Origin of the sequence: Tepidanaerobacter sp. GT38, from assembly GCF_021991635.1 — a bacterium.
Classification (GTDB): Bacteria; Bacillota; Thermosediminibacteria; order Thermosediminibacterales; family Tepidanaerobacteraceae; genus DTU063.
The window spans coordinates 19,663-35,253 of the sequence record NZ_JAFFJA010000050.1 but is presented as its reverse complement, the minus strand read 5'-3'; the positions used below and the strand labels follow the sequence as shown (position 1 = coordinate 35,253).

At 37.7% G+C, this 15,591-nt stretch carries 11 protein-coding genes and 1 other annotated feature; of the genes, 10 read left to right on the top strand and 1 reads right to left on the bottom strand.

The genetic code is table 11. The features are described from left to right. On the bottom strand, positions 1 to 2,421 hold the full coding sequence (locus JT739_RS07765; RefSeq protein ID WP_237660538.1) for a transglycosylase domain-containing protein: 2,421 nt from the start codon (positions 2,419 to 2,421) through the stop codon (positions 1 to 3). Between the two features lie 279 nt (positions 2,422 to 2,700). After that, positions 2,701 to 2,938, top strand: a binding site (T-box leader). Positions 2,939 to 3,053: 115 nt separating this feature from the next. Here JT739_RS07765 and ileS point away from each other — a divergent pair. From ileS to murB, 10 genes are all read left to right on the top strand, one after another. After that, the gene (gene ileS / locus JT739_RS07760; protein ID WP_237660537.1) at positions 3,054 to 6,194 is read left to right on the top strand and encodes an isoleucine--tRNA ligase; all 3,141 of its coding nucleotides are present in this window, start codon (positions 3,054 to 3,056) and stop codon (positions 6,192 to 6,194) included. Between the two features lie 12 nt (positions 6,195 to 6,206). Then, entirely contained in the window at positions 6,207 to 6,710 is a 504-nt protein-coding gene (locus tag JT739_RS07755; RefSeq protein ID WP_237660536.1) for a nitroreductase family protein, read from the top strand. Between the two features lie 116 nt (positions 6,711 to 6,826). Continuing rightward, positions 6,827 to 7,690: a DNA-3-methyladenine glycosylase gene (locus JT739_RS07750; protein WP_237660535.1), complete on the top strand. Its 864-nt coding sequence runs from the start codon at positions 6,827 to 6,829 to the stop codon at positions 7,688 to 7,690. 359 nt (positions 7,691 to 8,049) lie between these two features. Next, positions 8,050 to 9,879 carry a hypothetical protein gene (locus JT739_RS07745; RefSeq protein ID WP_237660534.1) on the top strand — a complete coding sequence of 610 codons (1,830 nt, stop codon included), beginning with the start codon at positions 8,050 to 8,052 and terminating at the stop codon, positions 9,877 to 9,879. Between the two features lie 79 nt (positions 9,880 to 9,958). Further along, on the top strand, positions 9,959 to 10,888 hold the full coding sequence (gene hprK, locus JT739_RS07740; RefSeq protein ID WP_237660533.1) for an HPr(Ser) kinase/phosphatase: 930 nt from the start codon (positions 9,959 to 9,961) through the stop codon (positions 10,886 to 10,888). Between the two features lie 11 nt (positions 10,889 to 10,899). After that, positions 10,900 to 11,952, top strand: coding sequence for a bifunctional phosphoglucose/phosphomannose isomerase (locus JT739_RS07735; RefSeq protein ID WP_237660532.1), 1,053 nt, complete (start codon positions 10,900 to 10,902; stop codon positions 11,950 to 11,952). A gap of 18 nt (positions 11,953 to 11,970) precedes the next feature. Next, positions 11,971 to 12,720: a phosphatase gene (locus JT739_RS07730; protein ID WP_237660531.1), complete on the top strand. Its 750-nt coding sequence runs from the start codon at positions 11,971 to 11,973 to the stop codon at positions 12,718 to 12,720. Positions 12,721 to 12,894: 174 nt separating this feature from the next. Continuing rightward, positions 12,895 to 14,217, top strand: a complete 1,323-nt coding sequence (locus tag JT739_RS07725; RefSeq protein ID WP_237660530.1) for a sugar ABC transporter substrate-binding protein — start codon at positions 12,895 to 12,897, stop codon at positions 14,215 to 14,217. A gap of 92 nt (positions 14,218 to 14,309) precedes the next feature. Then, positions 14,310 to 14,570: a hypothetical protein gene (locus JT739_RS07720; RefSeq protein WP_237660529.1), complete on the top strand. Its 261-nt coding sequence runs from the start codon at positions 14,310 to 14,312 to the stop codon at positions 14,568 to 14,570. A gap of 104 nt (positions 14,571 to 14,674) precedes the next feature. Next, positions 14,675 to 15,586: a UDP-N-acetylmuramate dehydrogenase gene (murB, locus tag JT739_RS07715; RefSeq protein ID WP_237660528.1), complete on the top strand. Its 912-nt coding sequence runs from the start codon at positions 14,675 to 14,677 to the stop codon at positions 15,584 to 15,586. The last annotated feature ends 5 nt before the right edge of the window (positions 15,587 to 15,591 follow it).

The following is a 15,591-nucleotide window of genomic DNA, read 5'->3' as shown; positions in this document are numbered from 1 at the left end:
TTAAAATCCCTGCAATTCGTTGCTGTTAAACCAATTTTCTATCCATTCATTACGATTATTTCTGTGTTCGTTAGGATCGCTATGCTTATTGCGGTTATCCTGTTTATTATTGCCTTCTAAACCATTGTTCTCATTTTCATGTTCGTTTTCACCAGGAATTGTCACTTCAGGCGCTGACACATGCTGATTACAGTATTCTGTAGGCAATTCATACTTAGCATCTAACGGTATCTGCCCTGTGGGGGAAGGTTTGTAAGGTTCATGCCGTTTTATAAATACTTGTTTTTGAACAACTTCTTCAGGACAGAATTCTGTTGCAAGAAGACCGGTTGTAGTGTCAATAAATTCTTCAACATGCACATCACAGGTTTCTGTAGGCTGAGTTCCTCTTATAAAATATTCTCCTCGAACTCTGTGTCCCCTGGGGTCTTTTTTACAAAGTTCCGTAGGGAGTTTACCAGAGTCTATGCAAACCTGTATAGGGCCTACAATACCTTCGGGTTTGGCAAATTGAGCCTTTGGCAGGTCTTTATGAGCAACTGCCATTATCTGTTTCCACATTAAGGCCGGCTGATAGCCTCCTGCCACATTGCGCATAGGTGTCGGATCATCGTGTCCCATCCATACTACTCCTGCAAGGTGTGGAGTATAACCTACCCACCAAACGTCTTTGTCGTCGGAAGTAGTACCTGTTTTTCCTGCAACCGGGAATGGGAAATCCGCCAGTCTAGTTCCTGTACCTTCGGTTACGACGCTCCTTAGCATATCAGTAATTATGAAAGCTACCTGTTTGCTGATCGCACTCCACTGTTGAGGTTTATTTTCCAAAATAGTCCTGCCGTTTTTATCTACAACCTTTAAAATAGCCACTGGTTCTACATGTATGCCTTCATTTGCAAAAGTGCCAAAGGCAGATACCAGCTCCAAGGGTGTTACTCCTTTTGTAATACCGCCGAGAGCAGCTGACAGCTGCCTGTCATTTTTAGCTCCTGTCAGAATCAGGTTTTTTATGCCAAGCTTTTGAGCGTATTCAATACCCCTGTCAACTCCGATATCATTAAAAACCTTAACAGCTACAATATTTACTGAATCTGCAATGGCCTTTCTTATGGTGGTTAAACCCTTGAAGTTGTTTGTATAGTTTTTGGGAGACCATACCCCTCCAGAACCCGAAGGATAAGATACAGGAGAATCATCAACTACAGTTGCAGCGGTATATCCCATATCCACTGCAGCTGTATATACCAATACAGGTTTAAAGGTAGAGCCAGGCTGCCTAAAGGCTTGAGTGGCACGGTTAAAACCAAGTCTTTTCTGATGCTCCCGACCGCCTACTAAAGCCTTAATATACCCTGTATGAGGATCTATGATCACTGCAGCAGCCTGGGGCTGCACAACTCCATTTTCATCCTCTTTAGAATAAGGGTAATTTTTAGGATCAGATAATACCTTCTCAGCTGCTTCCTGGATTTCCATATCTACCGTAGTATATATTTTTAAACCACCTGTATATATCTTGTTATACGCTTCACTTTCCGAAATGCCTAATTCTTTTTGTAAAAGACTTGCCAATTCCTGTATCACATAATCTGTAAAATATGGAGCCTTATAATCTGCTGCCACATTTTTCAAACCAACAAGCTTTATTTCTTCTTGTTTTGCATTTCTGGCTTCCTCTTCGGTTATAAAACCTAGTTCAGCCATAGTATTTAGGATAATCTCCTGGCGCTCTTTTGCCCTTTCAAAATTATTATATGGTGAATAATAATCAGGGCCTTTCGTAATACCGGCCAGCATTGCTGATTCTGCTAAAGTTAGCTGATCAACGCTTTTACCAAAGAAAGTATCGGCTGCGGCTTCAACGCCGTAAGCTGAATGACCGAAGTAAATCTGATTTAAATAAAATTCCATTATTTCATCTTTGGTATAGTGTCTTTCCAATTGTATGGCGAGCCATGCTTCCTGAGCTTTTCGCTTCCAAGTCTGTTCAGGAGATAAAAAGGCGGTTTTTACCAACTGCTGTGTGATGGTGCTGGCACCGCGCTTAATATCGCCGTGGAGCATATTCGTAATTAGTGATCCTATAATAGATCGGATATTGATACCTTTATGGGAATAAAAGTATTGATCCTCAATTGCTATGAAAGCATTTATTAAATCTTTAGGTACTTTTTCGAGTGGTACCGGCTTTCTGTTTTGCTCACCGTGAAGCTCAGCGATAACTTGACCGTTTTGATCTAAAACTATGGAAGTTTCACTAGGTTTCAATTTTGTGGGATCAAATTCTGGGGCATCTTTTACATAATATAAAAAGACTCCTAAACCTGTCCCAAAACCGATTGTAATTAGTATTAGGGCAAAAATGATTATATAATACCAAGAGAATATCTTTCGCTTTTTTTGAGTTTTTTTGTTTGACATTTTAAGTCCCCCGATCTCCGTAAATAAGTGAAATGCAATATTCGGGAAATCCATAATTAAATTAAGCTATTTAAATACAGCATCTGTCCAACAAAAACATTATACCATACAAAAAAATATATGAAAACTATGTAAAAAGGCAATGGAAAGGCCAAAGGGGCCAACAAAATTAACATCTTATATAATAAACAAAGTGTCTTAATATATCAAGTATGTGTATGTGCAAAATCGTTGACATCACGTTTCAAATAATATATCATAATAAGGTAATAATATATATTTAAAGCGATGATGGGGCCAGTAGGCATCATGAAGCCTTACAGCGAATCGGGGACGGTGGGAGCCCGGTAGGTGATGATGGCTGAATATCCCCCCTGAGTGCCACCTTGAAACTTTCGGAGTAAAGGTGGACGGCGTATTTGCCGTTATTTGAATGAAGAGGTAAAGGTACTACTTATTATTATAAGTGGTCTTTTACTATTTGGGTGGTAACGCGGGAGAAAATCTCGTCCCTTTGGGCGAGATTTTTTTATATCTATCGTTTTTTGAGAACTACCATTAACTTACAAATGGTTAATAGCTTCTTAAAATTTTAAGGGCAGAATATATACTGTTAGAACAGGAGGATCTTGATGTTTAAGAAAGTAGAACCAACAATGAATTTTGTTCCTATCGAAGAAAAAATCTTAGATTTTTGGAAAAAGGAACGGATATTTGAAAAAAGCATCAAAAATCGTGAAAACGCACCCAACTATGTCTTTTATGAGGGGCCTCCCACTGCCAACGGTATGCCCCATGCAGGTCATGTCCTTACACGGGTAGTGAAAGATTTGATTCCCCGTTACAAGACCATGAGAGGTTACAAAGTTGACAGAAAAGCTGGCTGGGATACACATGGACTGCCGGTAGAACTTGAAGTAGAAAAACAATTGGGCATAAGCGGGAAGCCACAAATAGAGGAATATGGCGTTGAAGATTTTATTAAAAAGTGTAAAAACAGTGTTTTTACTTATGAGCAGGAATGGCGCAAGATGACCGAGCGAGTAGGATTCTGGATTGATATGGACAATCCATATGTAACATATCACAATACCTACATTGAATCGGTCTGGTGGGCCCTTAAGAAAATTTGGGAAGATGGACTGCTCTATAAGGGAAACAAAGTTGTCCCATACTGTCCGCGTTGCGGAACTTCTCTTTCCAGCCATGAAGTTGCCCAGGGATACAAAGAAGTAGAAGATCCTTCAATATTTGTAAAATTTCCTGTTGCGGGCGAAGAAAACACTTATTTTCTGGTTTGGACTACAACACCGTGGACCCTTCCGTCTAACGTAGCCCTTGCGGTTAAAGATGATTATACCTACGTAAAGGTAGAGCATAACGGTGAAAAGTTGATCTTAGCTGAAAGCAGGCTAGAAGTATTAGACGGGGAGTACACAGTCATTGATAGATTTCCGGGAGAAAAACTGGCTTCACTAAAGTATGAACCCGTATTTCCGTTTTTTGAAGAAGAAAGAGATAAGGCCTTCTTTGTAGTTACAGCAGATTTTGTAACCCTTGATGATGGAACCGGCATAGTTCATATAGCTCCTGCTTTTGGTGAAGATGACTCTCGCGTAGGGCATCAATATAACCTGCCAGTGATTCAGCCGGTAGATGCTCAAGGCGAATTCACAGAAAAGGTAACTCCTTGGAAAGGCATGTTTGTTAAAGAGGCGGATAAGGGTATAATAAAAGATTTAAAAAATCGCAACATCCTTTATAAATCACAAAGATATAAACACACTTACCCATTCTGCTGGCGCTGTGACACTCCGCTTTTGTACTACGGCCGCAGCAGCTGGTTCATAAAAACTACTGCAATAAGAGAAAAACTCCTTGAAATAAATAAAGGGATAAACTGGCATCCAGAGCATATTCGGGACGGCCGCTTTGGAAATTTCCTTGAAAACGTCATAGATTGGTGTTTGAGCAGAGAGAGGTATTGGGGAACACCCTTAAACATCTGGATCTGTGATGATTGCGGCTGTCAGCATGCGGTGGGAAGCATTCAAGAATTGAAAGACATGAGTAAAGAACCATTAGACGATATAGAGCTTCATAAGCCATATGTAGATAATGTAGTTCTTAAATGCCCAAAATGTGGTGGTGACATGAAGCGTGTACCAGAGGTTATCGACTGCTGGTTTGATTCCGGTGCTATGCCCTTTGCCCAACTGCACTATCCCTTTGAAAATAAGGAGTATTTTGAGAAACACTTCCCGGCAGATTTTATTTCGGAAGCCATTGACCAGACTAGAGGTTGGTTTTACAGCCTTTTGGTAATCTCGACTTTGCTGTTTGGCAAATCTCCATATAAAAATGTCTTAGTAATGGGTCATGTCTTGGATGAGCACGGAATAAAAATGAGCAAACATAAAGGCAATGTGCTTGACCCATGGAAGGTGTTAAATGAGCAAGGCGCAGATGCCATGCGTTGGTATTTATATGTGGCAAGTCCACCATGGAATCCCAGCCGATTCTATCAGACTGCTGTAAGTGAATCCCAGCGCAGATTCTTGGGGACTTTATGGAATGTATACTCGTTCTTCACCCTTTATGCCAGTATTGACGATTTTGATCCGAAGCAGTACAATATAGCTCCTGAGGATAGAAGTGAAATGGACCGCTGGTTGCTGTCTAAGATAAACAGTACAAATAAAAAGATACGACAGGAATTAGATGATTTGAATATAACTGATGCAGCACGGACTATGGAATCCCTTATAGACGACATTAGCAATTGGTATGTGCGCCGCTCTCGGGAGCGCTTCTGGAAATCCGTGATGGATGATGATAAGATAGCAGCGTATTTGACTTTGTATGAAGCTCTGGTCGATTTTATAAAAATGGCTGCGCCCTTTGTACCTTTTATTACCGAAGAGATTTACCAGAACTTAGTGCGGACAGCATATACGGATGCTCCTATTAGCATTCATCTATGTGATTTTCCTGAAGTAAAAGAAGAATTAATCGATGAAACACTTGAGCATAAGATGGAGCTGGCAAGGAAAATAGTAGAATTGGGCAGAGCTGCCAGAAACAAAGGCAAAGTCAAGAACCGCCAGCCACTCCAAAAAATGATGGTTCAGCTTAGAAATGTTGATGAGAAAAATCTGATCTTTGATTTATCAGATGTCATCAAAGAAGAATTAAACATTAAAGAAATTGAATATATTGATGTAGCTGAAGAATATTTCACGTATACTGTAAAACCGAGATTTGATTTACTAGGCCCTAAATATGGAAAACTCATGTCAGCAATTGCCAAGGCAGTATCCTCTGCTAAAGCTACTGAGCTTTTAGCTACCGCCAGGGAAAATGGTCATATTACAATTGATGTAAATGGCCAGTCACTAACAATTTTGGAAAACGAGCTGGATATTAGAGCTCAGGACAAAGAAGGTTTCTGCGCAGAAGGTGAAGGCGGATATTATGTAGTTTTAGATACTACAATCACTCCTGAACTGATGCTTGAAGGTATTGCTCGAGAGTTAGTGAGCAAAATACAAACCATGAGAAAAGAAGCAGGTTTTGAAGTTGAAGACAAAATATACCTTTACTGCGTAGGAGATGATACTATAGATAAAGTATTAGAAATACATGGCGAAGATATAAAGGCAGATACGTTGGCCATAGCCATTGAAAAGACTTCACTGCCGGTAGACGGCTATACCAAAGAGTGGAACATCAATGACCATAAGGTCAAAATTAGTGTAAAAAAAGCTAAATAAGGAGTGATGTCTTTGGCGGCTAATGAGGTGATAAGGGTCATAAAGGAGCGAAGAAGTGTTAGAGAGTATATTCCCAAACCCATACCCAGGGAAGTGCTGGAAGATATCGTAGACTGTGGGCGCCTGGCACCAAGTGCTAGAAATCTTCAGCCTTGGCTGTTCGTTGTATCTACGGAAAAACAGATAAAAGAAGAAATATCAAAACTCGCCCTTTATGGTAAATTTATTGCAAATGCAGGTGCCTGTATAAGCGTCTTTTGTGAAAAAGACGCAAACCACTTAGTGGAAGACGGTTGTGCTGCAACTCAAAATATGCTCATTGCTGCTAAGGCCTATGGCATAGATTCTTGCTGGGTTGCCGGATATGAACGACCTTACAGTGAGGATATAAGAAAACTTTTAGGAGTGCCGGAAAAGTATAAGCTAATATCCTTAATTTCTCTGGGTTATTCAGACAAAAAGGTAACAAGAGACAAAAAGACCTTAGACGAAATTGTTCGCTGGGAAAGATATTAAGTAAGTATAGCATAATTAATAAGCGGTCAGGGCTTTTTACAGTAGTCATTACTGTAAAGGTAGTCTTGACCGTTATATTTTAAAAGAAATAGCTTTAGATAAACGGAGAGATTTTTATGCCAATAGTTTTAAATGGTGTTTATCCTTTTAATTTTGATTTGATAGCCAACGGGGGTCAGGCTTTCCGTTGGAATCGACAAGCAGACGGAAAGTACACTGGTGTAGTAAAAAAAAGTGTTTTTGAAATTTATCAAAGTGGTGATGTGATAACAATTGAATCTAGTGGCGGGGATAAAGAAGAGGCGTTTATAAAAGACTATCTGGACATTCCTAGGGACTATAATCAAATAGAACACGAAATAAAGAAGTTTAAGGAGCTTGTCCCTGCTGTTAGTTTAAGCAGCGGCTATAGAATACTGTTTCAGGATCCCTGGGAGACTACCATATCTTTCATCATTTCGGCAAACAATCACATACAAAATATTAAAAGGACCATTGAAAATATATGTATGAAGTATGGAGAACCAATAGATTTCAAAGGCAAAATCTACTACGCTTTCCCATCTCCAGAAAGTTTAGCCGATGTTTCTGAAGATGAATTGAGATTGACAAAATGTGGTTACAGGGCTAAGTATATTATCGAGACTGCTAAAATTATTTCTAGCGGGAAAGTTGACATTTATAACTTTAACAATATATCTACGGAAGAGATGCGAAAGAAGCTGGTAACGCTACCTGGTGTTGGCAGGAAAGTTGCGGATTGTATTATGCTTTACTCGATGAGAAAATTTGATGCTTTTCCTATTGATGTGTGGATGCAAAGAATCCTTGAACATATATATTTTAATGATAGACAAGTTTCACTAACAAAGCTTCAGAAGTTTGCAGAAGAAAGGTTCGGTGAAATAGCTGGTTTTGTACAACAGTATCTATTTTGCTATGCAAGAAATTGCTGGCAGGATATAGTTACTGAGAGATAAATTTCAATAAGTATAGCATAATTTCGCATAATGTGCTATAATTATAGAGTAAAAACAAAGCGGAGGGATGAAATTTTGAGCCCGGAGCAAACTATTATTGTAGCGAAATTATGTGAGGCTTATAAAAAAGGTAACACTTTTAGATACCCTGCTGATTATATAACCCAATATGAGTCCTGTAAAAATTGTGTAAATTGGCAGGTTGGTTGTTGCGAAAAAGCCCAAGAGCTTTTAAACAGTGTATATTAAAAAACTAAGTACTACGATGGCATTCGATTGATTAATTGAATGCCATTTTTTATTTGAAGTATTGCTGGGTTAATTATTTTAATATAAGATAAAGAGGGGGGGCTATTTGGGTGTTCAACAGCATTGGAAAATCACTTATTGTAAGCACAATAAAAAGGTTATGGCCCATTATCTTTGTGCCTATATTTTGGGATATATTTAAAATAGTTGCAATTTATATGAGCAAGTTCTTGGGTTATAACCTTTATCTGCATGAAAACTTTGGCCTCTGGCCTTTAATAACAAATCAGTTAAATGTTTCAGTTGTACCGCCTTTTATTTTACCTTCTGTACAGAACTTAGATTTATTAAGAAACATCTCCAACCAAAGTCTAAGTTTTTATAACAAATCTTGGGAGGGGCTTCTTGCTTTTGGAGCTTATCTTTTTTTAAACGGCCTTGTTGTGGGTGGTTTTTTTGGGACTTTAAAAGACAGTTTTAGAAATCGCAGACCTACCTTAAGGACCTTTATTCAATTTGCTTGGTACTATGGGCCCAGATTATTTATAATGCTTCTTTTTTATAACCTGTTTGCTTTATCTGCTATCGTATTTGCTAATCCGGGCAAAGTAGACAGGATTATTTTTGTATTAAAAGTTTTATTCATTTTTTTGCCATATTTAATAGTTATGGAAGATTTCGGCTTTTTTGAAGCTTTGTTAGCTGCGCCACAAGTTTTTTTAAAATATGTTAGGTATTTTATCGCCATATTGGCTAAAATTTTAACTATCAACACAGTTATTGGTTTGCTCTTTAAATTGTCAGGAAATTTCGGATTGATTTTAGCATTATTTTTGTGGCCAATTGCAGGAACCTGTGTAATATATGCGATTATGTTATTCTTTAATGATATAGTCATGAAGGAACCGGTTGCAGAGAAACCCAGGGAGCATATTAGAGGATATGGCAAGTCTATGCTTAACACTGCTCTGACTGTATTTTTAATGGCAATAGTAGCAGGTATGCCTACATTTATAGCCAAATTTGGTTATGTGCAAGGTTTTATGCCCTGGCATAGACCGGTAATAAGCAGGGAAGGCTTAATTTATCAGACAGAAGGTGGGCGTGTCTATGCAGCGAAGAACAATTTAAGCAATATGAAGCTCGTAATAGACAGTCTCACTCCATCAAAAGATGAGATTTTATACGCAAAACCAGGTTTAATACGGGGTAAGGGGCGGCTTCTTGGAAAACATAAATCCATATATTTTACTTTTGAACTTACTAAAACTATAAACAAACAAGACAATATAATATATAGCCTTGAAAATGGGGGCAAGGTGGAAGCTACAGATGCTTTGTGGGGAAACCCCGTGGACAGGGGCATGATTCTTGTAATAGACGGCACTTTTGATAATATTTCTGGTATTATTTACGACAAGGCCAATTACTCCGAATTTGACACATTGTGGTCTCCTAACGGCACATCAGTATTTTTAGGCCCTATGCCAAATAAAGATGAGTTGTATGGTTTTTATACTGCTATAGAAACACCAAAAAATCCTATAGAATTTCAATGGATCTATAACTCATCTCTTCCCATTTTTGCTGAAGGTGAGAGAAATTATATTAAACTTATGGATAAATTAAATGTATCTTTTGAAACTTTAGATAGAGACTTGTTATTAAAACTTCTGTATTATGTAAATGACCTTACACCTGACAACGTTCAGGCAAAATTGGAAAAGGAGTTTAAAAAGTGCCTATGGCTTATGGAAGCAAAAGGCCTGCAAAACTGGGAACAAAATATTAGAACCGATGTGAGTTACTACTACAATTCCAATGGGAAAATTACCCTTATGGGAGATTATTATTTTAACTCACACAAAATAGGTTACAGAGCTGAATTATTCAAAATAGGACAGCGGTGGAAAATTACGAAAGTGTCAATTAAAGACTGATTGTAAAGAAATTTTATTAAAAATATTATGTGTTATAATAATAATGGATTTTTTTCTCAAGATAATTCCGGAGGTTTTTATGCAAAAAGTTAATCTTCGAAAAGTAATAGATAAATTAAATTTAAAAGTTATCGTTAATTCCTGTGAAGTACTGCCCGATATTTCTGTGCCGGATTTAAATCGACCCGGCCTTGAGCTCTCAGGTTACTTAAAATACTTTGCTTATGAAAGGATACAAATACTTGGGAAAACCGAGATAAGTTTTTTAAACAGTATTTCACCACAGATTCGTAAGACTCGCCTTGAAAAACTATTGTCATATGATATTCCATGTATAATAATTACCCGCAATCTAGAACCTCCAGAAGAGCTTATTTCAGTTGCTAATCAAAAAAATAAACCTATTTTAAGCACATATATGCCAACAACGCGCTTTATAAGTTTGTTAACAAGTTTTCTTGAAAGTGAATTAGCACCTTGCACAACCATGCATGGCGTATTAGTTGACATTTATGGGATAGGGATACTTATCATAGGCGAAAGCGGCATAGGCAAAAGTGAAACAGCCATAGAACTTGTTAAACGGGGCCATCGCTTAGTAGCTGATGATGCTGTGGAAATTAAACAATCGGCTGAAAATATCTTAATTGGCACGGCTCCTGAAATTATAAGGCATTTTTTGGAAGTAAGAGGATTAGGGGTTATTGATGTAAGGACTATTTTTGGCGCCGGTAGTATAAGAGAAAATATCAAAATTGAAATGGTTGTTGAGCTGGTAGAGTGGGAGAAATATAGAGAAAGTGACAGATTGGGTCTTGATGAAGAAAAAATAAAAATTCTGGATTCATACGTACCAAAGAAAACTATACCTATAAGGCCTGGGAGAAACATTGCAGCTATTTTAGAAGTAGCTGCAATGGACTTTCGCTTAAGAGCACTTGGATATAATTCGGCACAGGAGTTTAGTAAAAGACTTTTTGAAAAGATTAATAAAAATAATAAACAGTAGGAGGGTATTTTATGTTAGACAATTTAGATAAAATCAAGGAATTTGATCCAGGAAATATGTTTGAGCTAATATACAGGTTTCCCGACCACTGCAAAGAGGCAATTGAAATTGCTCAGGAGGCCGTCCGGGGACTCAGGCTAAACAACATTATCAACGTAGTTATAACAGGTTTGGGTGGTTCTGCCATCGGCGGGGATTTAATCCGCATGCTAACCACTCATAGTGCACAGATACCAATTATTGTAAACAGAGACTATACTTTACCTGCATTTGTAGATGAACGGACTCTCGTTATTGCGTCTAGTTATTCAGGCAATACAGAGGAAACCTTAGCGGCATATGATAATGCAAAGAGCAAAAATGCTAAAATTGTAGCTATTACAACTGGTGGCGAGCTTAAGGAAAAGGCCATGGCAGATGAAGTTCCCTGCATTACGATTCCTGGAGGCTTGCCACCGCGAGCGGCTTTAGGGTATTCTTTTTTTCCCATATTAGTATTATTTAAGGAACTTGGAATAGGCTTCGGAAAGCAAGACATTAAAACTGCTCTTGACCTATTAGAAGATGTCCGAAATCAATTAAGTATTAAAGTGCCTGAAAAAGACAATCCGGCAAAAAAACTGGCTAGAAAAATCTACGGCAAGATTCCTGTAATTTACGGTTCTTCAGGCCTAACAGATATTATTGCGGTTAGATGGAAAGGTCAATTTAATGAAAACTCCAAACATCCTGCTTTTTATAATGCCTTCCCTGAGCTCAATCACAATGAAATAATGGGATTTGAAGGTGACAAGGAATTATTAAAACACTTAGAAATCATAATATTACGGTCAAATCTTGAAAGCGACCGTATTAAAAAACGGATAGATATTACAGCAGATATTATAAAAGACAGTGTAAGCGGCATAACTCATATATGGCCAAAAGGAGAAACTCACTTAGAGCAAATGCTTTATCAAATAATGTACGGTGATTATGTCACTGCATATCTTGCAATTCTAAATCAAAAGGATCCTGTAGAAATAGATTTTATTGATGAATTAAAAGAGCGGATGAGAGGATGAGATTATGGGGTGGTCATTTTGAAATATGAAGTGGATTTTCACTGCCATACTATAGCCAGTGGGCACGCTTACAGCACAATTAAAGAAAATGCAGAAGTTGCAGCAGAAAAAGGCCTAAAGATGATAGCTATAACTGACCATGGACCCGCTATGGGCGAGGGTACTAATTACTACTATTTCGGAAACATGACCGTTGTACCAAGGCAAATTAATGGAGTGTATATACTCAGAGGAATAGAAGCAAATATCATAGATTGTAAAGGGACTTTAGATTTACCTGAACGTTTTTTAGCAAGGCTTGACATAGTTTTAGCTGGACTTCACACAGGCTGTTTTTCTGGCCAATCAGTGGAAGACAACACAAAAGCGGTTATAGGGGCTATGAAAAATCCTTATGTAGATATAATAGTACATCCTGGGAACCCTGAATTTCCTTTGGATATTGACAGATTTGTGGAAGCTTCTAAGGAATTTAATGTTCACATAGAAATAAATAACAGTTCGTTTACTAACAGCCGAAAGGGCAGTGAGAAAAACTGTATACTGATTGCGAAAAAAGCAGCAGCTATAGGAGCAAAAGTGTGTTTAGGAAGTGATGCCCACATTTGCTTTGATGTAGGCAACTTTGATAAAGCTCATGAGATAATTGAAAAAGCTGGGATATCAGAAGAAAACATATTAAATATATCTATAAATAATGTCATTGACTTTTTAAAATCCAAGGGCAGAGAAATTGTTCCCAAGCACAAAACCTCAACTCAAATGTGATACACTTGTGACTGTTAAATGATAGAATATATGAAGTAAGAGTAGATTCATATTTGCATTAAGACTAAAGAAAACAATACTAAAAATATAGGTTATAAAGATACATAAAACTTTGAATAAAGCATGTAAAATTTTAATATAAATAGGATATAAGGTCTGAAGGAGGAGGTTTAAATGCGCCACAGACCCATTATCCTATTTTTATGTACACTTTTAGTTATAGCAACAGTTCAATTGTGTTTATTAACAGGCTGTGGAGATGAAAAAAAGCAACAAGCAGATAAATCAGAGGATTTGTGGCAGGGCGTGATTACACTATGGGACTTTCCTCGCTGGCCTGACCAAAATGGCAATCGCTTTGGATGGATTGAAAGCAAAATACGTGAATTTGAAAAGGCCCACCCGGGAGTATTCATACATCTTAGGCCGTTAAAGTGGGAGTATGGATATGTTGAGCTTCGTGCCGCGGCAGCTGCAGGTACCTATCCTGATATAGCACCCATTGGAGCAGATTATGATTTTATTTCAAAGGGCCATCTTGAACCGGTAGATGAGTATTTAACTCCTGAGGAGCTTGAAAAGTATGAACCTAGAGCAATAGAAGCGGTTACCTACAATGGACGCATATATGGGTTTCCTTGGTTTATCACTACATATGGACTTTTTATAAATAGTGAAATATTTAAAGCTAAAAATGCGCCAATTCCTGAAAATGGTATTTGGACATATGATGAATTTGTATCCGCACTTCAAAAAGTGGTTGATAAGAATAAGAAGGGGAACTATGGCTTTAATCTGTTTTTATCACCTGGCAGTTTCCAAGTATGGGGCTTTTTAACAATGGACGGAGCAGAAATTTTTAATGAACAGGGAAATTTTGTGTTAAATTCCCCAGAAGGCGTGTCAGCTTTGACTAAATTGGTAGACCTGGCAACAAAATATCAGGTAGCACCTTTAGAGGAATTCGGAAATTTGGAAGAAACTAAGGTTTGGGGCGATTTTTGCGAAAAGCAGAGAATTGCAGTATATCCCGCCGGTCCTTGGGCTATAAAGATTCTCAGAGACATGCACAAATCCGGCAAAGGATTTGAATTTGATATTGCCCACTATCCAAGAGGCAAAGGGAATGGTACTCCCATTGCGCTGGTATCTGGATACGGAATTTTCAAACAGCAGGACGAAAAGAAAAAAGATCTCTGTGCCAAATTCTTAAAGTACATTACTTCAGAGGGCGAACAAGAAGTATTGGCAAATTATGGGGTGTTTCCCGTATATAAAAATGCCCTAGAAAATAGCATTGAAGATCCGCTAATGAAAAGAATGAAAGAAATCCTTGATACGGCTAAAAATCAACCTAAAATAAAAAATTGGTATAAAATTGATGAGGAATTAACTGCTCAAATTCGCCTTGCATTGCTTTCTCAAAAAACGCCATCCCAGGCTCTAGAAGACGCAGAAAAAGCCATCAATGCAATTTTAGGTCAACAAATTGACTAAAATTTTCATAGTGTGAATAATGAAAAACTGTAGGCAAAAAATAACAACAGCATAAGTTTTTTACAAGGTCGAATTGGGCAGGGAGTCTCAATATGAGTTTTAAAAATTATGCATTTTATGATAAAATAATGTTAAGTAAGCCAGTTACTGTTAAAGGTTTAACATTCATTAGTGTGGTTGGTATTACTATCCAAGCTTATGGTAAATATGGAGTATTCTTGTGGAGCACTATTACTCCTAAAGCATTAATAGTAGTTGATAGCAGCGGAGATATAAGTTTTTACCAAATATCGAATGATACTGCTACCTCAGAATTATTGGAAAGTATTACATTATTATTCGCAGAAGAATAAATATAGTTATTAATGAAACATAAATAGCAGGATTTATAACCTTTTTATAGAAATAATATGTTGGAAGAGAAAAGGTTTTTGGTGACAGAAGAAGGGAAGGTACCATGCATTTGGAAAAAATATATAATATCATGAGAGAATTTTTGCCTGAAAATCAAATTAAACTAAACGAGCCTATGAAAGAGCACACGTCTTTTCGCATTGGCGGACCTGCTGATATTATGGTATTGCCAACAAATATAGAACAGGTAGCAAATATAATAAAAGCTTGCAAAGAATACAGCATTCCCTTTTTCGTTATGGGCAATGGGACAAATCTCTTGGTAAAAGACGAAGGTATCAGAGGTGTAGTAATGAAACTGGCCCAAAATTTTAATGATGCCCTTGTCCAAGGAAATATAATGAAATGTAAAGCAGGAATGCCGATGTCAATGGCAGCAAAAATAGCTCTAGAAAATAGGCTAAGCGGTCTCGAATTTGCCCATGGTATACCTGGTACCATCGGTGGAGGAGCTGTAATGAATGCAGGGGCTTATGATGGAGAAATGGCTGACATAGTTAGAAATGTCACCGTAATTGATAGAGATGGAAATATTTTTGAAATGCATAAAAGTCAGTTAGAATATGATTACCGCAGCTGTAACCTTCAAAAGGGCGATAAAGTGTTGCTTGAAGTGGAGATGGAGTTAAAACCGGGTAATTATGATGACATAAAGAGAAAAATGGACGATTTTTTACTTCGCCGCAAAGAAAAACAGCCCCTTAATTTGCCAAGTGCTGGCAGTGCCTTTAAGAGACCTCAGGGTAACTACGCTGGCGCACTTATAGAAAAGGCGGGTCTTAAAGGTTATAGAATAGGGGATGCCATGGTTTCTGAAAAACATGCTGGCTTTATAGTAAACGTAGGTAATGCAACTTTCCAAGATGTGGTAAATCTCATACAATATATACAGAGGCAGGTGAAAGAGAAATTTAACATAGAACTAGAGTCGGAGATTAAAATTTGTGGTGATTAGGGGGA

Excerpts from the sequence above, each read along its gene's own strand:
- JT739_RS07765 (WP_237660538.1), bottom strand. The coding sequence starts at position 2,421 with ATGTCAAACAAAAAAACTCAAAAAAAGCGAAAGATATTCTCTTGGTAT.
- JT739_RS07735 (WP_237660532.1), top strand. The coding sequence starts at position 10,900 with ATGTTAGACAATTTAGATAAAATCAAGGAATTTGATCCAGGAAATATG.
- JT739_RS07725 (WP_237660530.1), top strand. The coding sequence starts at position 12,895 with ATGCGCCACAGACCCATTATCCTATTTTTATGTACACTTTTAGTTATA.
- JT739_RS07720 (WP_237660529.1), top strand. The coding sequence starts at position 14,310 with ATGAGTTTTAAAAATTATGCATTTTATGATAAAATAATGTTAAGTAAG.
- hprK (WP_237660533.1), top strand. The coding sequence starts at position 9,959 with ATGCAAAAAGTTAATCTTCGAAAAGTAATAGATAAATTAAATTTAAAA.
- ileS (WP_237660537.1), top strand. The coding sequence starts at position 3,054 with ATGTTTAAGAAAGTAGAACCAACAATGAATTTTGTTCCTATCGAAGAA.
- murB (WP_237660528.1), top strand. The coding sequence starts at position 14,675 with ATGCATTTGGAAAAAATATATAATATCATGAGAGAATTTTTGCCTGAA.
- JT739_RS07750 (WP_237660535.1), top strand. The coding sequence starts at position 6,827 with ATGCCAATAGTTTTAAATGGTGTTTATCCTTTTAATTTTGATTTGATA.